Here is a 22745-nt window from a genome sequence, read left to right as displayed (position 1 = left end):
CTTAGCCGGACTTTGCCGCCGCGGTAGAAGATTTTCGTCGCGGCGCGGGCTTCGCAGGCAAACTTCAAAAAAAGGGCCGCGCTCCGAAGAGGCGGCCTGAAGTCCTTGGGTCTCGAAACCTCTGGAATGTCGGCCCCGTGGACCCGGGCGCCGGCCGAGGAGCTGGGGAGCCGTGAAGATCGGACGCCGCACCGGCACGGGATCGACGAAGTTTCGGCCACAGGTATCGGCGCTCATCAAGGCCGACCCTGGGCCTGACGGCGGCAAAATCGTGATGATGAGTCTTGCCGGCGCCCGGCCGAATCGCCGCCCTTGCGGGTGGGAAGGCACGGCACCATGATGAGGGATCAATCCCCGGACAGGAGCGACGATGAGCGAAACAACCGGTGCCGATCCGCGATTGCCCGAGCCTGCCGCCCGGGTCATCCCCTTCCCGAACGTGCCGGTCACCCCTCAGATCGCCTTCGACCGTGCCGAGCTGCGCGTGATCTTCAATCTCTACGGCCGGATGGTGTCGCAGGGGGAATGGCGCGACTACGCCCTCGATTTCCGCCGCGACAAGGCGGTGTTCTCGATCTATCGGCGCAGCTCGGAGATGCCACTGTACCGGGTCGAGAAGGACCCGAAGCTAGCCCGGCGTCAGGGCGCCTACGCGGTGGTGGCAGCCTCCGGGCTGGTGATGAAGCGTGGCACCGATCTCGCCCGGGTGTTGGCCGTGCTGGAGCCGCCCCTGCGCGCGGTGTGACGCGGGGGACGATACACCGAGGGCAAGGGGCGCCGCTCCCCAGACGTTGTCAGCCGGACCAACCCGTTCGACATGAAAAAGGCCCCGGCGGTGTCCCGCCGGGGCCTTTTCTTCGTTGGAGATTCGGTTCGCTTAGCGGCGGTCGCCGAGGAGCGAGAGCAGCATCTGGAACATGTTGATGAAGTCCAGGTACAGCGTCAGGGCACCGTTGACCGAAAGCTTGGCCGCACCCTCGGCATCGGCGCCGCTATAGAGGAACATCTCCTTGAGCTTCTGCGTGTCGTAGGCGGTGAGGCCTGCGAAGATCAGGACGCCGATCACCGAGATCGCGAACTGAAGCGCCGAAGAGGCGAGGAAGATGTTCACCAGCGAGGCGATGATGAGGCCGATCAGGCCCATCACCAGGAACGAGCCCATGCCCGACAGGCTGCGCTTGGTGGTGTAGCCGTAGAGGCTGAGACCGCCAAACGTCGCCGCCGTGATGAAGAACACCCGCACCACGCTGGCGCCCGTGAACACGAGCAGAAGCGAGGACATCGAGGCGCCCATCACCGCCGCGAAGGCGAAGAAGGTCAGGCGCGCCGAGGAGGCGGACATCCGGTCCATCCGCATCGAGAAGATGAAGATGAAGGCGAGCGGCGCCAGCATCACGACCCACTTCAGCGGGCTGGTGTAGAGCAACTGGCCGAACGGCGTCAGGGCAACGCGGCCGGTCGCCGTCTGCGCGACGGCGGCCATGTTGAGGCCCAGCGCCACGAGTCCCGAGATCCCGAGGCCAACGACCATGTTGTTGTAGACGCCAAGCATGAAGCTGCGCAGGCCCTGGTCGATCTCGACCTGGCTGCCGGCGTACCCGGTCGGCTGAGCGCCGTACCGGAAGGGGCTATTATCGAATGCCATGGGAGTTTCCCTTGGAAGCTCTCTCAGCGTGTGATTTCGGAAGGAGGCTCACGCACAGGACCTCTGGCACCCTGCGGCGCCTCAGGACGAAATATGTTCGGTCACGCTGCCCTGCACAAGGGGCCAGCCAAGGCTGAAAGGGCTGAATCGCACCCGCCTGTGCTGCTATTTTCCTACTTTCGTCGGGGATTAAATCCGTCGGTCGACAGGTGAGGATTGAACGAGGTCCGGTTAACCAAGGCACAGTGCCCCGGTCTGGTCTTCGGAACCAAGCGCGCCTGTGCGGCGGATCAGGCCGCCGCCTTGTCGAGGCAGCACTTCTTGAACTTCTTGCCGCTGCCGCAGGGGCACGGGTCGTTGCGGCCGACGCTCTTCAACGGGTTGCGGACGGGCTGGCCGACATCCTCGGCCGTCCAGGCCAGAGCCGCGACCGGGTCTTCGATCAGTCCGAACCGCTCCGGGTCGAAGCGCGAGAGGTCGTCGGGGCGCGCCTCCGCGTGGCGCAGGGTCTTGGCGAACCAGGGTGGATCGCTGAACTCGTCGGTCAGCCGCCCGTCGCGGCGCGCGGCACGGACGCGGGGCTCCAGTTCGCGCAGGCCCAGCAGGGCGATGGCCTCTTCCCAGCCGGCCCAGCTGACATCCCCCTCCACAGCGGTCCGCTTGTCGTCGAAGCGGACCAGCAGGTCGCGCGCCACCGGCAGCGGAATCCGGCCTGTCTGCGTCAGATAGGCCAGGGCGGCGAAGCCCTCGTGCCGGACCATGCCGTCCGTGGTGCTGTCGACCAGCAGGGCGGAGAGCGGATCGACCCCGCCGTCGAAGACGCTGACCAGGATCTTGGCCAGCGTCGTCGTCACGGCGTCGCCGATCAGGATGTCGAGGGCCTCCCCGTCGGCGTGCAGTAGCCGCACCAGCGGCTTGAACACCCGCGTGTCGCGCGCGGCTGCCAGGACATGCAGGCCCCAGAACAGCAGGTCGGCCTCGGCCTCCGCGAGGTCCGGCGGCCCGGCCGCCCGATCGAGGACGTCGAGCACCGCTTCGGCGATCCGGTCCGGCTCCGCCAGGGCCTCGCGCATCTCGCGGACCGGGAGGTGCTTGGCCGCCGAGAGCGCGGAGACGAGAGCCGGATCGAGCATGCGTGCGGTGTCCTGTCAGGAGCGGAGAGTCGCCCCGGTCTTGCGTCCGACCTCGGCGACGATGCGGGCGGTCACCGCCTCGATCTCCGCATCGGTGAGGGTCCGATCGACCGGCTGGAGCCGGACCGCGATCGCCACCGACTTCGAGCCTTCGGGGATGCCGACACCCTCGTAGATGTCGAAGACGTCGATGCCGGTGATGAGCTTGCGCTCCGCTCCTTGCGCCGCCTTCACCACCTCGCCGGCAGCGACATCGCGTCCGACCACGAAGGCGAAGTCCCGCGAGATCGGCTGGAAGTCCGACAGCCCGAGGGCGGGCTTCACCTTGGTGGGACGGTATTTCGGAAGCGGTACGGCGTCGAGGGTGATCTCGAAGGCGACGAGCTGTCCTTTGAGGTCGAGGGCCTTCATCACGCGCGGATGCACCTCGCCGAAGAAGCCGACCGGGTTCTTGGGGCCGAACTGGAGCGTGCCGGACCGGCCCGGATGCAACCAGCCGGGCCCGCCCGCCACGACCTGCAGGCCGCCGGTGGGAATGCCGAAGGCGGCCAGCAGCGCCAGGGCGTCGGCCTTGGCGTCGAAGGCGTCGACGGCGTCAGTCCGCGCATCCCAGTGGCGTCCCGCACCCGCATGGGTCGCGGTCCCGCGCCGGATGGCGGCGGCCCGGATGGTCTGGCCCTCCGGCTGGTCGTCGGCGAAGCACTGGCCGACCTCGAACAGGGCGACGTCGGCGCTGCCGCGGTCGGCGTTGCGCTGGGCGGCGCGGAGCAGGCCGGGCACCAGACTCGGGCGCATGTCCGAGAGATCGGCGGCGATCGGATTGGCCAGGGCCAAGTCCGCCCCGCCGCCGCCGAACAGGAGCGCGTCGTCGTGCGGGATGAACGACCAGGTCACGGCCTCGACGAGGCCTCGGCTCGCCAGCGCCCGTTTGGCGAGGCGCGTGCGCTTCTGCAGCACGGTCAGCGCCGGCTTGCCCACTGCCGCTTCGATACGCGGCAGGGGCTTCGGCTCGATGCGGTCGAGCCCGGCGATGCGGATGATCTCCTCGACGAGGTCGGCCTTGCCCTCCACGTCCGGGCGCCAGGACGGAGTGAGCACCTTCACCCGGTCGCCCGAGCCGGCGACGTGGAAGCCCAGGGCCTCCAGGGACACCTTCATCTCGGCCCGGGACAGCTCGATGCCGGCCAGCCGCCGGGTCTCGGTCCAGGGGAAGTCGATGACGCGCTCCGTCTGCGGCGGCTCGCCGACGATCACGGGCTGGCTCGGGCTGCCGCCGCAGATCTCCAGCACGAGGCGGGTGGCGAGGTCGAGGCCCGGCAGGGTGAAGGCCGGATCGACGCCACGCTCGAAGCGGTAGCGGGCATCGGTGATGATTCCGAGCCGGCGGCCGGACTGGGCGATGTTCACCGGGTCCCACAGGGCCGATTCGATGAGGACATCGGTCGTCGACGCGTCGCAGCCCGAGGCCTCGCCGCCGATGATGCCGGCGATCGACTCGACGCCGTTGTCGTCGGCGATGACGACGGTATCCTCGCTCAGCGCGTAGGTCTTGCCGTCGAGAGCTTTCAGCGTCTCTCCGTCCCGGCCACGACGCACCACGAGGCCGCCCGCCACCTTGGCGGCATCGAAGACGTGGAGCGGCCGGCCGCGATCGAAGGTCAGGTAATTGGTGATGTCCACGAGCGCGTTGATCGGGCGCAGGCCGAGCGCCCGCAGGCGCGCCTGCATCCAGTCGGGCGACGGGCCGTTCGTGACGCCGCGCACGAGGCGCAGGGTGAAGTAAGGGCAGAGGCCCGCATCGGGTGCCGCGAAATCGAGGGTGACGGGCACCGGACAGGCGCCCTCCCCGCGGACCGGCGGCTGGGGCGGCCGCTTGAGATCGCCGAGGCCGGTCGCCGCGAGATCGCGGGCGATGCCGTGGATCGAGGTGCAATCCGGCCGGTTCGGGGTCAGGTTGATCTCGACCACCGGGTCGTCGAGCTTGGCATAGAGGGCGTAGGGCCGGCCCGTGGGTGCGTCCTCGGACAGGTCGAGGATGCCGCTCGATTCCTCGCCGAGGCCGAGTTCCGCGCCCGAGCACAGCATGCCGTGGCTCTCGACGCCGCGGATGGTGCCGATCGCCAAGGTCTTGTCGAGGCCCGGAACGTAGGTGCCGGGGGGCGCGAACACCGTTTTCATGCCGGCGCGGGCATTGGGGGCACCGCACACCACCTGGAGCGGCTGGCCATTGCCGGCGTCGACCGTGCACACGCGCAGGCGATCGGCATTGGGGTGCTGCTCGGCCGTGAGGACATGCGCCACCACGAAGGGCTTCAGGCTGGCGGCCTTGTCCTCGATGCCTTCGACCTCCAGGCCGATCCGCGTCAGCGTCTCGGCGATGGTTTCCAGGGAGGCCTCGGCATCGAGGTGGTCCTTGAGCCAGGAGAGGGTGAATTTCATGGGTTCGGCTCTTCGACTCAGATTGGTCGGGGTTTGGCGACCAGGAGGATCGCGAGTTCGAGACGTTGCGGCTTCTGCACTTCTTCGATCAGCGCAATGGTCTGCCGAGCCGAAGCGATGATCGTCTGGGTCCGCTCCAGACTGACAGGAAGGACCGGCGACGCGTAATCGGCCGCATGTCGATCGTCCTGAAGCTTGGTGAATGCGGCACCGATGGCGAGAACCGTCGAGCCGATCCGTTCCGCGGCCTTGCCTGCGAGGCGCGTTTTTGCAGACCCATGATCCACAGATCGATAGATTGGATCGTGTGTCCCCGTTCTGCTCCAGCCGACCAGTTCATCCGCGCACAGGTAACAGAGCGCGTGGAACACCGCGTAATAGGCCGTACTGACAGCTCGGCGCATGGCCGCTTTCCTGACGTTCGGCGTACCGGGCGACAGCGCCAAGCCGTCCGCAACTTCGAGGAGATTATAGACCAGCGGGTTACCCAGCTTCGGCATCATTCGGTCTCGGCCGTATCGTCGGGTGGCAGGTCCTCGTTGGACACGGAGAAATCGAGATAGGGAAAGCGCTCCTCCCCATTCGCCAGAAGCTCGCTCCGCAACAGCCCTATGGCCCTGACCGAGGGGCGCTGGGCGGCCGGTACGGCCGAGGGCTTGAAGTGAGCAACGATCGCCAGCGCCTCGTCTCCGGCGTGATCGACGTAAGGGCGCACCTCCGCGCGATCGAAGCCGAACGGGCCAAGCGTTTCGCTCAAGGTCCGATGAACGATCGTTTCGATATCCGTCGCGGTCATGGCCTGGACCTCTCTGATGACCTAGCCCGTCAGACCGGCCACCAGGCTCGGAATGTCGAGCGGCCGGAACCCGTAATGGTCGAGCCAGCGCACATCCGCCTCGAAGAACGGGCGCAGGTCGGGCATGCCGTATTTCAGCATCGCGATCCGGTCGATGCCGACGCCGAAGGCGAAGCCCTGGACGCTGTCGGGATCGAGGCCGCAATTGCGCAGCACGTTGGGGTGAACCATGCCGCAGCCGAGGATTTCGAGCCAGTCGGTGCCCTCGCCGAAGCGGATCTCGCCGCCCTTGCGCGAGCACTGGATGTCGACCTCGGCCGACGGTTCGGTGAAGGGGAAGAAGGACGGCCGAAACCGCATTTTCACCGACTCGACCTCGAAGAAGGTGCGGCAGAACTCCTCCAGCACCCATTTCAGATTGGCGATGTTGGCCGCCTTGTCGATCACCAGTCCCTCGACCTGATGGAACATCGGCGTATGCGTCTGGTCCGAATCGTGCCGGTAGGTCCGGCCCGGGCAGATCACCCGGATCGGCGGCTGCTGGGCCCGCATGGTCCGGATCTGCACCGGCGAGGTGTGGGTCCGCAGCACCTTGCGCTGGCCGTTGCGGTCTGGAGCCAGGAAGAAGGTATCGTGCATCTCGCGGGCCGGGTGGCCGGGCGGGAAGTTGAGGGCGGTGAAGTTGTAGTCGTCGGTCTCGATGTCGGGACCTTCGGCCACCGAGAAGCCCATATCGGCGAAGATCGCCGTGATCTCGTCCATGACCTGGCTGATCGGGTGGACGCGGCCGCGCACCTCCGGCGCCTCGCGCACCGGCAGAGTCACGTCGATGCGCTCGGCCGCGAGACGGGCGGACAGCGCCGCCTCGGCCAGCGCATCGCGGCGCGCGGCGAGGGCGCCCTGCACCCGGTCGCGCAAACCGTTGATCAGGGGACCGCGGGTCTTACGCTCGTCGGGCGTCATCGACCCCAGGGTCTTCAGGAGTTCGGAGACCGACCCCTTCTTGCCGAGGGCCGCGACGCGCACGGTATCGAGGGCGGCCTCGTCGGACGCGTCCGCGACCTGACGGAGCAGGTCGCCTTCGAGGGTATCGAGATCGGTCATCGATTCAACTCACCGGCTGCGGCGCCGACCCCGAGAGGGCCGGGCGGGCTCGATCGGCCTAGGGCGAGGGTTTTCCCGGGCGGCGCCCGCAATGCAAGCGGCGGGGAGCCGGAAAACACCCGTGCGGTACGAAAAGACGAAAGGCGCGGCTCCCCGCGGGCGCCGCGCCTTTCGTGAAGAACAGCGCTCGGCTCGCGGGCGAGCCGGGCTCGCCTCAGGCGGCCTTGGCGGCCGGAAGGGCGGCCTTGGCCAACTCGACCACTGCCGCGAAGGAGGCGGGCTCGTGGATGGCGAGCTCGGACAGGGCCTTGCGGTCCACCTCGATGCCGGAGATCGACAGGCCGTTGATGAAGCGCGAGTAGGTCAGGCCATGCTCACGGACCGCGGCGTTGAGGCGCTGGATCCAGAGCGCGCGGAACGTGCGCTTCTTGTTCTTCCGATCGCGGTAGGCATACTGCATGCCCTTCTCGACCGCCTGCTTGGCGATCCGGATCGTATTCTTGCGGCGGCCGTAATAACCACGGGCGGCCTTGAGGACTTTCTTGTGCTTCGCGTGACTGGTCACGCCGCGCTTGACGCGGGCCATGGGTGTTCTCCTGGATTACGAAAAAAGCAGTGTCGGCGTCGTGAAGGCTTACCGGCTGTTCGGCAGGAAGTACTTCTTCACGTTGGCAGCATCGCCCTCGAACAGGGTGGTGGTGCCGCGCAGGTTGCGGATCTGCTTCGTCGTCCGCTTGATCATCCCGTGGCGCTTGCCGGCCTGGGCATACATGACCTTGCCGGTGCCGGTGATCTTGAAGCGCTTCTTCGCGCCCGACTTGGTTTTCAGCTTGGGCATTTGGCTCTCCTGAACGCGCAGCGGCTCCGATCCGGTTCGGATCGAAGAGATGCGCTCGGTTGATGCTTCTGATGGAGCAGCACGAACCGCCACGGCAGCCCTATCGGCCGGGCGGTTCAACGCGAGGGGGCTATGACAGAAAAGCGACGCGGGTTCAATGCCGGGTTTGGCGCCGAGCTTCCGGGCCCTGCCCTGGGCCATACCCGGGGCCAAGTTTCGGCAATGTCCTGCGCCAGACCCGGGGCGGGATCCCGCGCAAAGTCGGCAGCTGGAAATTCCCTCGGAATTGCGGCGCGCGGTTGCTTGACAGCCCCCGGCCCGGAACCTAAACCCCCGACACCGCCGGAAACGGGGCGGGACGTCAAGCGGGCGTAGCTCAGTTGGTTAGAGTGCCGGCCTGTCACGCCGGAGGTCGCGGGTTCGAGTCCCGTCGCCCGCGCCACGTCACTTCTGTTCCGAATCTAGGATGCGGGCGTAGCTCAGTCGGTTAGAGTGCCGGCCTGTCACGCCGGAGGTCGCGGGTTCGAGTCCCGTCGCCCGCGCCATCGTGCTCGCGACACGTTTCATCTCGCTTTTGCTTCCCTCCGCCCTACCCTTCTCTTGTCATCGGACCGGAGAGCGACGGATGTCGGGCGTCTTCTTCCTCTATTTCACTGTCTGCCTCGCGCGCGCACCGGACACCTGCGAGTCGCGCAAGCTTGCCCTCGATGTCGAGGACGCCCCGGCCTGCCTGCACGTGGCCCAGCCGCAATTGGCCCAGTGGATCGGCACGCATCCCGAGTTTCGCATCATGGCCTGGCGCTGCGGCGCGCCGCCCCGCGATCACGGCACGCGGATCTGACCGCCCCACCGACCGTGGCCGACGCACCACAGGCGTGAGACGGCGCGTCCCAACTCGGAGCACGCCGCGTTTTCGCCGCATCGGACCGGGAAGGCCTTCACACCCGAAGCCTCCCGCGAGTCCCGTCCCAAACCATGCCGTCCGAAACTCTAGCCCCCGAAATCGCGACATCCGTTCACGCCACCCCCCGCCCCTGTCCTCGGTCGAGATTCTCCGGGTCCGAGGCCGGCGCGCGGATCGCCGCCCTATCCCTTCTCCTGGTGCTGGCCGGTTGCGGTTCGCCGGCGAGCCTGCTCGCACCCGATCAGCCGACCAGCGTGGTGATCCTCGACGAACAAGCGGCTGCCGCCGCGATCTCACGCTACCGGGCCCAGCACGGCCTCGGCCCGGTGGTGATCGATTCGAGCCTGATCCGGGCTGCATCCTATCAGGCTGCCTCCAACGCGAAGGCCGGGCGCCTGAGCCACGAAATCGGCGGCACCTTTAATGCCCGGATGGCGGAAGCCGGGTTCGGCCGCGCCTACGCCTCCGAGAATCTCAGCGCCGGCTCGGCCACCTTCGACGAGGTGCTGGCCCGCTGGAAGAATTCACCCGAGCACAACCGGAACATGCTGATGCCGCAGCTCAAGCGCGTCGGCATCGCCCGGGTGGACGCACCCGGCACCCGCTACAAGCGCTTCTGGGCCCTGGTCATGACCGGCGGCTGACTAGGCGCCGTCGGTATCCGCCTCGGCCAGCCCATCCTGCAGGGACCGTATGATCGTCCGCATCTCGGGCACCATCGCGATGGCCTTGGCGATGCGCTGCGCCTCGTCCCGGGTCATCACCCCGGTCGCGGCCCGCCGATCGGCATCGTCGGAGAAGTACGTCCAGGCAACCGCAAGCCCTTCGCCGTCCTCGACGCAGAAGCTCTCGGCCCGCTCGACCACGATCCAGGGCGGCGGGAATCCCCGCGCGGGCTGCAGATCCGTTCCGGCTTCATCGCTCACGGATGCCCCCCTGCAGAAATCGTCGCTCGCCCGGGAGTCCTACGCGATGGCGCGCGCCTGCACGCCTCATGGGACAGCAGACCTGACGACAGGTGTCTGGTGGGCGGTGACGGGCTCGAACCGCCGACCCTCTCCGTGTAAAGGAGACGCTCTACCAACTGAGCTAACCGCCCGATGCGCCGCTTCGTAGCGGAAGCGGAGGATCGGGCGCAACCCTCTTGCCTGCATCGCAGCCCTCACCGCAGAGAAAAGGCCCCGGCGTATCCGCCGAGGCCTCGTGTCGCATCAGGGTCCGCTCAGCCCCGGAGGGGTGAGCATGAGCGCCCTAGTGGGCGATCACCGTCGCGGATTCCTCGTCGGCGATCACGGGACGGACCTTCGGGGCAGGCTCCTCCCATTCGATCGCCTCGGGGACGCGGACCAGGGCGTGCTGCAGCACCTGGTCCATCCGCGAGACGGGGATGATCTCCATCCCGTTCTTCACGCTGTCGGGCACCTCGGCGATGTCCTTGGCGTTCTCCTCGGGGATGAGGACGGTCTTGATGCCGCCGCGCAGAGCCGCGAGCAGCTTTTCCTTCAGGCCACCGATCGGGAGCACCCGACCGCGCAGGGTCACCTCACCCGTCATCGCCACGTCGCGGCGCACCGGAATGCCCGTCAGCGTCGAGATGATCGCGGTCGCCATGCCGATGCCGGCGGACGGACCGTCCTTCGGGGTCGCCCCCTCCGGAACGTGGACGTGGATATCCCGACGCTCGAAGAGGGGCGGCTCGATGCCGAAATCGACGGCCCGCGAGCGGACGTAGCTCGCCGCAGCGGAGATCGATTCCTTCATCACGTCGCGCAGGTTGCCCGTGACCGTCATCTTGCCCTTACCGGGCATCATGACGCCTTCGATCGTCAGCAACTCGCCGCCGACTTCGGTCCAGGCCAAGCCCGTCACCACGCCGACCTGATCCTCCTCGTCGATCTCGCCGTAGCGGAACTTCGGCGGGCCGAGGAAGACCGGCAGGGTCTCCTCGGTGACGGCGACGGCCTTCACCTTGGTGATAAGGATCTCCTTCACCGCCTTGCGGATCAGATTGGAGATTTCACGCTCCAGGTTGCGGACGCCCGCCTCCCGCGTGTAGCGGCGGATGAGCATCAGCAGGCCGGCATCGTCGATCTGCCACTCCTTGGCGTCGAGACCGTGCTTCTTCACGGCGCCCGGGATCAGATGCTTGCGCGCGATCTCGAGCTTCTCTTCCTCGGTGTAGCCGGCGATGCGGATCACCTCCATACGGTCCATCAGGGGCGCAGGGATGTTCAGGGTGTTGGCGGTGGTGACGAACATCACGTTCGACAGGTCGTAATCCACCTCCAGGTAATGGTCGTTGAACGTGGCGTTCTGCTCCGGGTCGAGAACCTCCAGCAGGGCGGCCGACGGATCACCCCGGAAGTCCATGCCCATCTTGTCGATTTCATCGAGCAGAATGAGCGGGTTCGAGGTCTTCGCCTTGCGCATCGACTGGACGATCTTGCCCGGCATCGAGCCGATATAGGTCCGGCGGTGGCCGCGGATCTCGGCTTCGTCACGCACGCCGCCGAGCGACATGCGCACGAACTCGCGACCCGTCGCCTTGGCGATGGATTTGCCGAGCGACGTCTTGCCGACGCCCGGAGGTCCGACGAGGCACAGGATCGGGCCGGTGAGCTTGTTCGCCCGCTGCTGCACGGCAAGGTACTCGACGATCCGCTCCTTCACCTTGTCGAGGCCGAAATGGTCCTCGTCGAGCATGACCTGGGCGCCGAGCAGATCTTTCTTGATCTTCGAGCGCTTGCCCCACGGGATGCCGAGCATCCAGTCGAGGTAGTTGCGCACCACGGTCGCTTCCGCCGACATCGGCGACATTTGGCGCAGCTTCTTCAGCTCCGCCACCGCCTTGTCGCGGGCCTCCTTGGTGAACTTGGTCTTCTCGATCTTCTCCTCGAGCTCGGCCAGCTCGTCCTTGCCGTCCTCGGAGTCGCCCAGTTCCTTCTGGATCGCCTTCATCTGCTCGTTGAGATAGTATTCGCGCTGGGTCTTCTCCATCTGCCGCTTGACGCGGGTCCGGATGCGCTTTTCCACCTGGAGCACGGAGATCTCGCTCTCCATCAGCGACAGCACGCGCTCGAGGCGCTGCGCCACCGTGGGGATCTCCAGGATCGCCTGCTTGTCCGCGATCTTGACCGCGAGGTGCGAGCCGACGGTATCGGCGAGCTTCGAGGGCTCGTCGATCTGGGTGACGGCGGAGACGACCTCGGGCGAGATCTTCTTGTTGAGCTTCACGTAGTTCTCGAACTCGGCGATGACCGAGCGTGCGAGGGCTTCCGCCTCGACACTGTCACCGAGTTCGTCGGTGAGGGTCTCGGCCTCGGCCTCGTAATAGGTGTCGGACTTGGTGAAGCGCGAGATCTTGGCGCGGCCGGCGCCCTCGACCAGCACCTTCACGGTGCCGTCGGGCAGCTTCAGCAGCTGCAGCACGCTGGCCAGGGTGCCGATCTTGTAGATCGCGTCCGGCGAGGGGTCGTCCTCGCTGGCATTGATCTGCGTCGCCAGGAGGATGTGACGGTCAGTGCGGACCGCCTCCTCGAGGGCGCGGATCGACTTCTCGCGACCGACGAACAGCGGCACGATGATGTGCGGGAAAACGACGATGTCGCGCAGGGGAAGGACGGCATAAGAGCCCGTCGAGCCCGGAACGACCGGCTGGCGCGATTTCGATTGAGTCATATCGGACTTCCTCATGATGGACGCCGGGCAGTCGCTCCTCCCAGGGAGCAAGCATCCTGCCAGGGGCCGACCGGGCCGCGAGGGGGTCGGAAGCGTGTTGGGAAGAAACGGTCCCTCGGAGGACCGTGTTCAGGGATGCGGCTGGTGGCGGGACACCGCACCTCGGCGGGTGAGCGTGCGGCCATCGCGCTGAGCCTGAGATGGAAATCGGGGCGGATGTTTTCAAGCATCCGCCCCGAGGCTCGACCCAGACCTGACGAGACCCGCGCGGCGCCTCAGGCGCTGACGCTGGCCGGGGCTTCCTTGTTGCGGTCACCGTGGATGTAGAGCGGCCGGGCCTTGCCCTCGACCACCTCGGGGCCGATCACCACCTGCTCGACGGATTCGAGGCCCGGCAGGTCGTACATCGTCTCCAGCAGGATGGTCTCCAGGATGGAGCGCAGGCCGCGGGCACCGGTCTTCCGCTCGATCGCCTTGCGGGCGACCATGGACAGCGCCTCCTCCTGGAAGGTGAGGTCGACGTTCTCCATCTCGAACAGGCGCTGGTACTGCTTGACCAGGGCGTTCTTCGGCTCCTGCAGGATGCGCTTCAGCGCGGTCTCGTCGAGGTCCTCGAGGGTCGCCAGCACGGGCAGGCGGCCGACGAACTCGGGGATGAGGCCGAACTTCAGCAGGTCCTCGGGCTCGACGTTGCGGAAGATCTCGCCGGTGCGGCGGTCGTCCGGAGCCTGCACGGTCGCGCCGAAGCCGATCGAGGTGCCCTTGCCGCGCGCCGAGATGATCCGCTCCAGGCCCGCGAAGGCGCCGCCGCAGATGAAGAGGATGTTGGTGGTGTCGACCTGCAGGAACTCCTGCTGCGGGTGCTTCCGCCCCCCCTGCGGCGGAACGCTGGCGACGGTGCCTTCCATGATCTTCAGGAGGGCCTGCTGCACGCCCTCGCCCGAGACGTCGCGTGTGATCGACGGGTTGTCGGACTTGCGCGAGATCTTGTCGATCTCGTCGATGTAGACGATGCCGCGCTGCGCCCGCTCGACGTTGTAGTCGGAGGCCTGGAGCAGCTTCAGGATGATGTTCTCGACGTCTTCGCCGACGTAGCCGGCCTCGGTCAGGGTGGTGGCGTCCGCCATGGTGAACGGCACGTCGAGGATGCGGGCCAGGGTCTGGGCCAGCAGCGTCTTGCCCGAGCCGGTCGGCCCGATCAGCATGATGTTCGACTTCGCCAGCTCGACGTCGTTGTGCTTCGAGGCGTGGGCGAGGCGCTTGTAGTGGTTGTGGACCGCGACCGAGAGGACCTTCTTCGCGAAATCCTGGCCGATGACGTAGTCATCGAGCACGCGGCGGATTTCCTTCGGGGTCGGCACCCCATCGCGCGACTTCACCAGGGAGGACTTCGATTCCTCGCGGATGATGTCCATGCACAGTTCGACACACTCGTCGCAGATGAACACCGTCGGGCCCGCGATCAGCTTGCGGACCTCGTGCTGGCTCTTGCCGCAAAACGAGCAGTACAGCGTGCTCTTCGAGTCGTTGCCGCCAGTCTTGCTCATATCGGTCTCCGTTCGCGGGCATGGCGCCGGTCCGGGGCGCACACGCATCCTTCGAATTTAATGGCGTCCGCCTAAAGAAACAGTCACCTGCGCGCATCTGCCGGCTTCGATCAGACTGGCGATGCAAGCACGCGACCGCGACGGGATCAAGGCGGGGCGGCGAAATGCAGCCGCCTCGTAACGACGCGCCGGACCGGACGAGTCCGGCGGTCGTTGCGAGATGTGGCGCCCGTGATCAGGCGGCGGCGGGCTCGGGCCGCTTCTGGATCACCTCGTCGATGAGCCCGAACTCCTTGGCGGCGTCGGCCGTCATGAAGTTGTCGCGCTCCAGCGCCTGCACGATGGTGTCGTAGTCGCGACCGGTGTGCTTCACGTAGATCTCGTTGAGACGCTTCTTGAGCGCCTCGATCTCGCGGGCATGGATCAGGATGTCGGTGGCCTGGCCCTGGAAGCCGCCGGAGGGCTGGTGGACCATGATCCGGGCGTTCGGCAGGGCGAAGCGGTGGCCGGGCTCGCCGGCGGTCAGCAGCAGCGACCCCATCGACGCCGCCTGGCCGACGCAGAGCGTCGTCACGGGGCAGCGGATGAACTGCATCGTGTCGTAGATCGACAGGCCCGAGGTGACCACGCCGCCGGGCGAGTTGATGTAGAAGGAAATTTCCTTCTTCGGGTTTTCGGCTTCGAGGAAGAGCAGCTGCGCCACGATCAGCGACGCGCCGTAATCCTCCACCGGACCGGTGAGGAAGATGATGCGCTCGCGCAGCAGGCGCGAGTAGATGTCGAAGGCACGCTCACCGCGGCTCGACTGCTCGACCACCATGGGCACGAGCGCGCTGTTATAATAGTCGACCGGATCTCTCATCATCACGTGCCCCAGCTACAAGGGGTCCGGCCGCGCCGCGAATCGGGCGCGCACCGGACGTTTCAGCGAACTACGGCGATGGTGAACATCGCCTTACTCTCAAGCCCGCCGCCCTCGTGGGAGCAGCCGGGCTCAGTCGGCCTTGGCGACGGCGGGCAGGCCCTCGTCGGTTCCGGTCGAAGCCGACTCGGTCGTCTCGGCCTTGGCCTCGCCCTCAGCCGAAGCGTCGTCCTCGTCGGCGAACAGCGCCTCCTTCGAGACCGGCTCCTCGGTGAGCGTCACCTGCGCGAGCACGTGATCGACGACCTTCTCCTCGAAGATCGGCGCACGAAGCTCGGCGAGCGCCTGGGCGTTCTTGCGGTAGAAATCCCAGACCTGCTGCTCCTGGCCGGGATATTGCCGCACCCGGGCGATCAGCGCCTGGTTCACCTCGTCGTCCGTCACCTTGATATCGGCGGTCTCACCGACCTGCGCAAGCACCAAGCCGAGGCGGACGCGGCGCTCGGCGATTTTGCGATACTCGGCGGTCGCCTTCTCCTCGGTGGTGCCCTCGTCCTCGAAGGTCTTCTCGCGGGTCTTCAGGTCCTGCTCGACCTGGGCCCACACGGCGGCGAACTCCTGATGGACCAGGCTCGGAGGCAGCTCGAAGGCGTATTTGGTGTCGAGAGCGTCGAGGAGGTCCTTCTTGAGCTTGCGCCGGGACTGCGCCTCGAAGTCGCTGCCGATGGCGGTGGAGACCGCCTCCTTCAGCTTGTCGAGGGACTCCATGCCGAAGTTCTTCGCGAGCTCGTCGTCGATCTTGGTCTCGCCCGGAGCCTGGATCGCCGTCACGGTGACGTCGAACTCGGCATCCTTGCCGGCGAGATGCGCGGCACCGTAGGCCTCCGGGAAGGTCGACTTGACGACCCGCTGGTCACCTACCTTGGCGCCGACGAGCTGCTCTTCGAAGCCCGGGATGAACGAGCCGGAGCCGAGCTCCAGGTCGATGCCCTCGCCCTTGCCGCCGTCGAACTCGGTGCCGTCGATGCGGCCGACAAAGTCGATGGTGACGCGGTCGCCGGTCTCGGCGGCGGCACCCTCCTCGCGGGGCGCGAATGCACGGTTGGACGACGCCATGCGGGTGATGGCCTCGTCGACCTCCTCATCGGAGGGCTTGGCCACCTGCTTGGTCAGATTGACGTCGGACAGGTCGACCAGCTCGAAGGTCGGCAGAACCTCGAGGGCGACGTTGAACGAAACGTCGGCTTTCGAATCGAGGGCGCGCTCGACGATCGACTGCTCGCCGGGGAACTCGATCTTCGGCTCGAGAGCGAGCTTGAGGTTGTTGTCCGTGACGATCTTCTGGTTCGCCTCGTTGACGGCGTTCTGCAGCACGTCGGCCATCACGGAGCGGCCATACAGCTTGCGCAGGTGCGCGACCGGCACCTTGCCCGGACGGAAGCCCTTGATCTGGGCCTTGTCCTTGAGGGTCGACAGCTCGCTGGTCAGGCGCTCCTCGAGCTCGTTCGCGGCGAGCAGGACCTGAAACTCGCGCTTCAGTCCCTGGGAGAGTGTCTCGGTCACCTGCATGGTCGTCTTTCCGCTGTCGTCCGTGTGATCGCGCAAATTCGGTCGGTCCCTCGTGGCCCGCCCGGGCGGACACGACGAGGTCGGCGCCAGGACTGCGCGCCGCTGAAGGCCAGCTCCCTGCGGCGGGCCGACCGGCCATCGCTGTGAGCCAATCCGTTCCCGACGGCGATGGACTGGTGCGGGCGGAGGGGCTCGAACCCCCACGTCTTGCGACACTGGAACCTAAATCCAGCGCGTCTACCAGTTCCGCCACGCCCGCAAGCGCCAACGCCCAGCGCGCATTCCGCCGCCAGAGCGGGGTCCTATAGCACGCGCGCCACGGGCCGCAGCAAAAAAATCAGGCGGCCGTTCGGATCGCCGCGACGGGCCGGGCGACCCCGAATTGGCATCCGCCGAATCCGCATTCTACAAGCGCTGCCCAGACGTCCCGGTCTTCCGCCCCCGGTCTTCCGCCGAAGTCCCATGCTGCGTCATTCCATGCTGCACCATGCCATGCTGCGAGGTTCTATGCTGCGAGATCCCCTGCCGACCCCTCGATCGCTCGGCCCGAACGATCCGGTCTCGGCCTCGCGGCGAACTTGGCTCGGTGGTGTGGCGGCCCTGGCGCTGCTGCCGAGCGGCGCACGGGCGCAAGGGACGAAGACGCCTCCCCCTTCCGCACCTCCGTCCGCGCCCGCACCGGCCACCGACGGCCCGGCTCGCACCCTGTCGGCCGCGCCGAACACGCTGCGGCTGAAGCCGGAACCCGCCGTCCCGACGCCGGTCTGGTCGTTCGACGGCAAGGCGCCGCCGCCGGTTGTGCGGGTCCGGCGCGGCGAGACGGCTCGGCTCAAGGTCGAGAACCGGACCGACAAACCCCTCAGCCTGCACTGGCACGGGGTGCGCAACCAGAACCCCATGGATGGGGTCGGCGGCGTGACCCAGGCGCCGATCGCCCCGGGCACCGAATTCACCTACGCATTCGTACCGCCCGATGCCGGCACGTTCCTGATTCGACCCCTGGTGGTGGGCGGCTCCAGCGAGCCCTCGGGGCGCGGCCTCGCCGGCGCCCTCGTCGTCGAGGAGACGACCCCGCCCGCCGTCGACCAGGACCTGACCCTGCTGATGCAGGACTGGCGCCTCGACGACGCCGACGCTCTGCTGCCCTTCGGCCAACCGGCCTTCGCGGCGAGTTCCGGCCGCCTCGGCAGCCTCGTCACCCTCAACGGCGTGCCGGTCCCGGCCCCGATCACGGCCCGGCCCGGCAGCCGTCTGCGCCTGCGCCTCGGCAACGTCTGCAATGCGCGGGCGACCCGCATCCGCTTCGACGGCGTGAAGGTCTACGTGCTGGCGGTCGACGGCCAGCCGACCGACACCTTCGAGCCCCTTCGCGCCACCCTGCCGTTCCCGCCCGGCACCCGCTACGACCTGATGCTGGACATGCCGACCGAGGCCGGGACCACGGGTGCGATCACGGCGCTGATCGGCAACGGCATCGCGCTCGCCACCCTGGGCCTCACCGCGGAGGCCGCCGCGCCGCCGCGGCCGCCGATCACGAAGATCGGCGACAACCCGTTGCTGCCGGCCGAGGTCAAGCTGCAGAATGCCGTCCGGCGCGACATCACCCTGACGGGCGGCGCCCGGATCGACAAGGACAAGCCGGCCGCCGAGCCGAGCTACACCGGCGATCCCACCCGGATCTGGGCGGTCAACGGCGCCCCCGGCACGGCCGGAATGGCGCCGCTGTTCTCGGTGAAGCGCGGGCAGGTGGTGGTGCTGGCCATCCGCAACGAGACCGCGTTCCCGCAATCCCTGCACCTGCACGGCCACGCGTTCCGGCTGCTCCACCCCCTCGACGACGGCTGGGAGCCCTACTGGCTCGACACCTTCCAGCTTCTCGAAGGCCGTACCGCGCGCATCGCCTTCAAGGCCGACAATCCCGGGCGCTGGCTGATCAGCGCGACGGTGCTGGAGCGCTTCGATACCGGCCTGTGGACGCTGTTCGAGGTGACTTAAACCGGAACGAGGGCGCGCAGCACCGCCGGCATCATGTCCGGCAGGTCCTCGGCGATCAGGCCGGGGCCGTGGCGCAGGCCGGCATCGCCGTGGACCCAGACCCCGGCCGCCGCCGCCTCGAACGGCGCCATCCCCTGGGCCAGCAGCCCGGCGATGAGCCCCGCGAGCACGTCGCCCGCTCCGGCGGTGCCGAGATAGGGCGTGCCGTGATCGTTGATCGCCACGCGTCCGTCGGGGGCGGCGATCACCGTATCGGCACCCTTCAGGACGATGACGGCCCCGACCAGGGCGGCGGCCCGGCTCGCGCGCTCGACCTTGTCGGCCTCCGGGTCGACTGCTTCCGTGCCCTCGAAGAGGCGCGCGAACTCGCCCTCGTGCGGTGTCAGGACAGCGGTGGCGTCGCCATCGGCGAGATGGGCGCCGAGCAGGTGGGGCTGGCCCTTGAAGCTCGTCAGCGCATCGGCGTCGAGGACGATGACGCGCCCGGCGGCGGCGGCGACCGCCACCAGATCGCGGGTGGCCGCGCCGATCCCGAGCCCGGGACCGGCCAGCACCACGTTGAGGCGTTCATCGACCAGGAGATCGTCGAGGTCGTCGGCGCTGTCGCAGGCCCGCAGCATGATGGCGGTGCAATGCGCGGCGTTCTCGGCCAGCGCCCCGGTCGGCGAGACCAGGGTGACGAGGCCGGCCCCGACCCGCAACGCTGCGCGCGCCGCCATCCGGGCGGCCCCCGTGCGGGTGGCCGGCCCGGACAGGACGACCGCGTGCCCGCGCGTGTACTTGTGGCTCGCCGCGGTCAGGCGCGGAAACGCCGCCTCCCACAGGCCGGGTCCATTGCGCCAGAGCGGCGCTCCCCCTGCGAAGCCCGCCTCCAGCGCTGCCGGGCCGGTGCCGATATCCGCGACATGCAGGTGGCCGCCATGCGCGCGGCCGGGCTGCAGCAGGTGTCCCGGCTTCAGGGCCACGAAGGTGACGGTTTCGGTCGCCCGCACCGCGACGCCGCGCACGGCCCCGGAATCGCCATCGATTCCGCTCGGAACGTCGATGGAGAGGATCGGGCAGAACGCCTGCCCGAGGCGGCCCACCAAGGCGGCCACCTCGCCCTCGAGGTCGCGGGTCAGACCGGCGCCGAAAAGCGCATCGACGACGAGGCCGTAATGCGCCAGATCGACGATCGCCGAGAGGTCCAGGACCGGGCCGCTCCAGCCCTGGGCCGCCTGCGCCGCATCGCCGGACAGGCCCCCGGGGGGCACCAGCCCGGCGAGGTCGACCAGGTGGCCGGCCTCGGCGAGCAGGCGCGCCGCCACGTAGCCGTCGCCGCCGTTGTTGCCCGGTCCGCACAGGACGAGGATGCGCAGTCCCTCCCCGGCCAGGGCGCGAGCGCGCTCCGCCACGGCGGCTCCGGCCCGCTCCATCAGGGCGAATCCGGATGTTCCGCCCGCGATCGCGGCCGCATCGACCCGGCGCATCGCCTCGACCTTGAGCAGTCGCAGGGTGGTCATGGGGAATCCCTTCTCGAATGCACCTCTGGGCTTCACGCGACAGCCTCAGGTTCGCTCATCGCCTAAACGATTTGCGGTGCGTGCATATTCCTTGTGCAGTTTTCCGGCGTCACCGAAGAAATCGGCGTGGCGAAGGCCGAACGGCGATGATACCAACGATGGATCAAGCAGCATCGAGGTCAGGCCCACCCGGCATGAAGAAGATCGAAGCGATCATCAAGCCTTTCAAACTCGACGAGGTGAAGGAAGCCCTGCAGGAGGTTGGCCTCCAGGGCATCACCGTGATCGAGGCAAAGGGCTTCGGACGCCAGAAGGGCCACACCGAACTCTATCGCGGGGCCGAATACGTCGTCGACTTCCTGCCCAAGGTGAAGCTCGAGATCGTGCTGTCGGACGCGCTGGTGGAGAGCGCCGTCGAGGCGATCCGCAAATCGGCCCAGACCGGCCGCATCGGCGACGGCAAGATCTTCGTCTCGACCATCGAGGAAGCGATCCGCATCCGCACCGGCGAGACCGGCACCGACGCGATCTGAGCGGCGAGCGCCAGGTCCCGTGACCGAGACGTCCTGCCGGCTCGATCCGGTGACCAGCCCCTCGGACTGGCGCCGATACCATACCCTCCGGCGCGACAACCTTTGGACGGCGCGCGGGCGGACGGGCTACGACGAGAACCACCCCGACGACCTCCGTGCCAACCACCATCCGCTCCTCCTGACTTCCGGGAACGAATCAGTGGGGGTCGTACGCCTCGACGATCGCCGCGATGGAACCGGCATCGTCCGGCTGGTGGCCATCGCGCCGGACCGCCGGGGTCGAGGCCTCGGCCGCAGCTTGGGCGCGGAGGTCGAAGCCAAGGCGCGGGGACTCGGCATCCACACGCTGTTCGTGAACGCGGCACAGGGCGCGGTGGGCTTCTACGAGGCGATGGACTGGGAACGCTTCGGGTGGGACGCCGCCGAGCTGGTTGGCGATGCCGCCGATTGCGTCCAGATGCGCAAGCTCCTGCCGCGCTGACGGCAGCCAGGACCGGAGACAGGGCCCGTGGGCGACCCCGGAAACACCAGAGACAGATCTAAGTTTCTGTTTTTGCGTCTCTTCTGACAGCCGCCAAGTCACGGGCGCGCAGAAATTGCGCTGGCCGAGGCGCCGTAGCTGCGCTAAACGCTCGGCGCCCAATACCCTTCCGCTCTGCGGCGTGCCGATACCCGCTGCGGCAAAACCACGGCCGCAACGGGCCGAGACATGAAGGAGACCTCCGAGGATGGCCAAGACAGCAGCCGACGTCCTGAAGGAAATCAGGGACAACGACGTCAAGTACGTCGACCTTCGGTTCACCGACCCGCGCGGTAAGTGGCAGCACGTCACGTTCGACGTCTCCCTCATCGACGACGAGATGTTCTCCGAAGGCACGATGTTCGACGGGTCGTCGATCGCCGGCTGGAAGGCCATCAACGAATCCGACATGCTGCTGATGCCGGACCCGGCCACGGCCTGCATGGACCCGTTCTTCTCGGCCTCGACCATGTCGATCGTCTGCGACGTGCTCGAGCCCTCCACCGGCGCGCCCTACAGCCGCGACCCGCGCGGCACCGCCAAGCTGGCCGAAGCCTTCCTCAAGTCCACCGGTATCGGCGACACCATCTATGTCGGTCCCGAGGCCGAGTTCTTCGTGTTCGACGACGTGAAGTTCGGCTCCGACCCGTATCACACCGGCTTCCAGCTCGATTCGACCGAGCTGCCGACCAATGGCTTCACCGATTACGAGGGCGGCAACCTCGGCCATCGCGTCGCCACCAAGGGCGGCTATTTCCCGGTGCCGCCGCAGGATTCGGCGCAGGACATGCGCGGCGAGATGCTGGCCGCCATGCAGTCGATGGGCGTGAAGGTCGAGAAGCACCACCACGAGGTGGCGTCCGCCCAGCACGAGCTCGGCATGAAGTTCGACACCCTGACCCTGCTCGCCGACCACATGCAGATCTACAAGTACTGCATCCATCAGGTCGCCCAGAGCTACGGCAAGACCGCGACGTTCATGCCGAAGCCCGTCTTCGGCGACAACGGCTCGGGCATGCACGTGCACCAGTCGATCTGGAAGGACGGCAAGCCGCTCTTCGCCGGCGACAAGTACGCCGATCTCAGCCAGGAATGCCTCTGGTACATCGGCGGCATCATCAAGCACGCCAAGGCGCTCAACGCCTTCACCAACCCGTCGACCAACTCCTACAAGCGCCTGGTGCCGGGCTACGAGGCTCCCGTGCTGCTCGCCTACTCGGCGCGCAACCGCTCGGCCTCCTGCCGTATCCCGTGGACCACGAACCCGAAGGCCAAGCGCGTCGAGGTTCGCTTCCCCGACCCGATGGCCAATCCCTACCTCGCCTTCTCGGCCCTGCTGATGGCCGGCCTCGACGGCATCATCAACAAGATCGATCCGGGCGCCGCCATGGACAAGGATCTCTACGACCTGCCCCCGCGCGAGCTGAAGAAGATCCCGACCGTCTGCGGCTCGCTCCGTGAGGCGCTGCAGAACCTCGACCGCGACCGCGCCTTCCTCAAGGCCGGCAACGTGTTCACCGACGACCAGATCGACTCGTTCATCGAGCTGAAGATGACCGAGGTCATGCGCTACGAGATGACCCCGCACCCGGTCGAATTCACGATGTACTACTCGCTTTGAGAGCGCGCGGGCCGGGCTTCGTGCCCGTCTCGCCCGGAACGATCCGAGACGCCGGGGCT

At 67.5% G+C, this 22745-nt stretch carries 21 protein-coding genes and 4 tRNA genes; 9 read left to right on the top strand and 16 right to left on the bottom strand.

What is annotated here, in order from left to right:
- Nucleotides 1–370: 370 nt before the first annotated feature.
- Complete coding sequence (locus tag ASF57_RS19290) at nt 371–745, top strand: DUF2794 domain-containing protein (RefSeq protein ID WP_056188858.1); 375 nt, start codon at nt 371–373, stop codon at nt 743–745.
- Between the two features lie 132 nt (nt 746–877).
- On the opposite strand, the gene ASF57_RS19285 is transcribed toward ASF57_RS19290, so the two are convergent.
- The 8 genes from ASF57_RS19285 to rpmI form a co-directional block, all read right to left on the bottom strand.
- On the bottom strand, nt 878–1645 hold the full coding sequence (locus ASF57_RS19285) for a Bax inhibitor-1/YccA family protein (protein ID WP_056486310.1): 768 nt from the start codon (nt 1643–1645) through the stop codon (nt 878–880).
- Nucleotides 1646–1935: 290 nt separating this feature from the next.
- Nucleotides 1936–2778, bottom strand: coding sequence for a DUF1186 domain-containing protein (locus ASF57_RS19280; protein ID WP_056188863.1), 843 nt, complete (start codon nt 2776–2778; stop codon nt 1936–1938).
- Nucleotides 2779–2793: 15 nt separating this feature from the next.
- On the bottom strand, nt 2794–5217 hold the full coding sequence (pheT, locus tag ASF57_RS19275) for a phenylalanine--tRNA ligase subunit beta (RefSeq protein ID WP_056486307.1): 2424 nt from the start codon (nt 5215–5217) through the stop codon (nt 2794–2796).
- Between the two features lie 17 nt (nt 5218–5234).
- Complete coding sequence (locus ASF57_RS25975; protein ID WP_156376245.1) at nt 5235–5720, bottom strand: hypothetical protein; 486 nt, start codon at nt 5718–5720, stop codon at nt 5235–5237.
- The gene (locus ASF57_RS19265) at nt 5717–6013 is read right to left on the bottom strand and encodes a hypothetical protein (protein ID WP_056188872.1); all 297 of its coding nucleotides are present in this window, start codon (nt 6011–6013) and stop codon (nt 5717–5719) included. The genes ASF57_RS25975 and ASF57_RS19265 overlap by 4 nt, the downstream gene beginning before the upstream one ends.
- Before the next feature lie 21 nt (nt 6014–6034).
- Nucleotides 6035–7117 (bottom strand): phenylalanine--tRNA ligase subunit alpha, encoded by a 1083-nt coding sequence (pheS, locus tag ASF57_RS19260; protein WP_056486301.1) that lies wholly within the window; start codon nt 7115–7117, stop codon nt 6035–6037.
- Nucleotides 7118–7331: 214 nt separating this feature from the next.
- The gene (gene rplT / locus ASF57_RS19255; RefSeq protein ID WP_056188878.1) at nt 7332–7703 is read right to left on the bottom strand and encodes a 50S ribosomal protein L20; all 372 of its coding nucleotides are present in this window, start codon (nt 7701–7703) and stop codon (nt 7332–7334) included.
- Between the two features lie 48 nt (nt 7704–7751).
- Entirely contained in the window at nt 7752–7955 is a 204-nt protein-coding gene (gene rpmI / locus ASF57_RS19250; RefSeq protein ID WP_018044555.1) for a 50S ribosomal protein L35, read from the bottom strand.
- Nucleotides 7956–8320: 365 nt separating this feature from the next.
- On the opposite strand from rpmI, the gene ASF57_RS19245 reads away from it, so the two are divergent.
- From ASF57_RS19245 to ASF57_RS19230, 4 genes are all read left to right on the top strand, one after another.
- Nucleotides 8321–8397, top strand: a tRNA-Asp gene (locus ASF57_RS19245).
- Between the two features lie 26 nt (nt 8398–8423).
- Nucleotides 8424–8500 (top strand) — tRNA-Asp (locus tag ASF57_RS19240).
- Between the two features lie 80 nt (nt 8501–8580).
- Nucleotides 8581–8796: a hypothetical protein gene (locus ASF57_RS19235; protein WP_056188881.1), complete on the top strand. Its 216-nt coding sequence runs from the start codon at nt 8581–8583 to the stop codon at nt 8794–8796.
- 134 nt (nt 8797–8930) lie between these two features.
- Nucleotides 8931–9503, top strand: a complete 573-nt coding sequence (locus ASF57_RS19230) for a CAP domain-containing protein (protein WP_082504178.1) — start codon at nt 8931–8933, stop codon at nt 9501–9503.
- On the opposite strand, the gene ASF57_RS19225 is transcribed toward ASF57_RS19230, so the two are convergent.
- The 7 genes from ASF57_RS19225 to ASF57_RS19195 form a co-directional block, all read right to left on the bottom strand.
- Nucleotides 9504–9785: a hypothetical protein gene (locus tag ASF57_RS19225; RefSeq protein WP_244477029.1), complete on the bottom strand. Its 282-nt coding sequence runs from the start codon at nt 9783–9785 to the stop codon at nt 9504–9506.
- A gap of 97 nt (nt 9786–9882) precedes the next feature.
- Nucleotides 9883–9958, bottom strand: a tRNA-Val gene (locus tag ASF57_RS19220).
- Between the two features lie 152 nt (nt 9959–10110).
- On the bottom strand, nt 10111–12537 hold the full coding sequence (gene lon / locus ASF57_RS19215) for an endopeptidase La (protein ID WP_056188882.1): 2427 nt from the start codon (nt 12535–12537) through the stop codon (nt 10111–10113).
- 275 nt (nt 12538–12812) lie between these two features.
- Nucleotides 12813–14084 (bottom strand): ATP-dependent Clp protease ATP-binding subunit ClpX, encoded by a 1272-nt coding sequence (gene clpX / locus ASF57_RS19210; RefSeq protein WP_055955375.1) that lies wholly within the window; start codon nt 14082–14084, stop codon nt 12813–12815.
- Nucleotides 14085–14319: 235 nt separating this feature from the next.
- The gene (locus ASF57_RS19205) at nt 14320–14946 is read right to left on the bottom strand and encodes an ATP-dependent Clp protease proteolytic subunit (protein ID WP_026176059.1); all 627 of its coding nucleotides are present in this window, start codon (nt 14944–14946) and stop codon (nt 14320–14322) included.
- Nucleotides 14947–15078: 132 nt separating this feature from the next.
- Complete coding sequence (tig, locus tag ASF57_RS19200) at nt 15079–16515, bottom strand: trigger factor (RefSeq protein ID WP_056188885.1); 1437 nt, start codon at nt 16513–16515, stop codon at nt 15079–15081.
- 174 nt (nt 16516–16689) lie between these two features.
- Nucleotides 16690–16774, bottom strand: a tRNA-Leu gene (locus ASF57_RS19195).
- Between the two features lie 248 nt (nt 16775–17022).
- Between ASF57_RS19195 and ASF57_RS19190 the strand changes: the two genes are divergently transcribed.
- Nucleotides 17023–18510 carry a multicopper oxidase family protein gene (locus tag ASF57_RS19190; protein WP_056486299.1) on the top strand — a complete coding sequence of 496 codons (1488 nt, stop codon included), beginning with the start codon at nt 17023–17025 and terminating at the stop codon, nt 18508–18510.
- Here the strand turns inward: ASF57_RS19190 and ASF57_RS19185 are convergent.
- Entirely contained in the window at nt 18507–20012 is a 1506-nt protein-coding gene (locus ASF57_RS19185) for a bifunctional ADP-dependent NAD(P)H-hydrate dehydratase/NAD(P)H-hydrate epimerase (protein ID WP_056486295.1), read from the bottom strand. The two genes, ASF57_RS19190 and ASF57_RS19185, sit on opposite strands and share 4 nt — an antisense overlap.
- Before the next feature lie 194 nt (nt 20013–20206).
- On the opposite strand from ASF57_RS19185, the gene ASF57_RS19180 reads away from it, so the two are divergent.
- The 3 genes from ASF57_RS19180 (at nt 20207) to glnA (ending at nt 22686) form a co-directional block, all read left to right on the top strand.
- The gene (locus ASF57_RS19180; RefSeq protein WP_056486292.1) at nt 20207–20545 is read left to right on the top strand and encodes a P-II family nitrogen regulator; all 339 of its coding nucleotides are present in this window, start codon (nt 20207–20209) and stop codon (nt 20543–20545) included.
- A 19-nt stretch (nt 20546–20564) separates the two neighbouring features.
- Nucleotides 20565–21026: a GNAT family N-acetyltransferase gene (locus ASF57_RS19175; RefSeq protein ID WP_056486288.1), complete on the top strand. Its 462-nt coding sequence runs from the start codon at nt 20565–20567 to the stop codon at nt 21024–21026.
- A gap of 247 nt (nt 21027–21273) precedes the next feature.
- Nucleotides 21274–22686 (top strand): type I glutamate--ammonia ligase, encoded by a 1413-nt coding sequence (gene glnA, locus ASF57_RS19170; protein WP_056188895.1) that lies wholly within the window; start codon nt 21274–21276, stop codon nt 22684–22686.
- The last annotated feature ends 59 nt before the right edge of the window (nt 22687–22745 follow it).

It is taken from the genome of Methylobacterium sp. Leaf117, from assembly GCF_001422985.1.
GTDB lineage: Bacteria > Pseudomonadota > Alphaproteobacteria > Rhizobiales > Beijerinckiaceae > Methylobacterium.
This window is presented reverse-complemented; position numbering and strand designations above follow the sequence as displayed.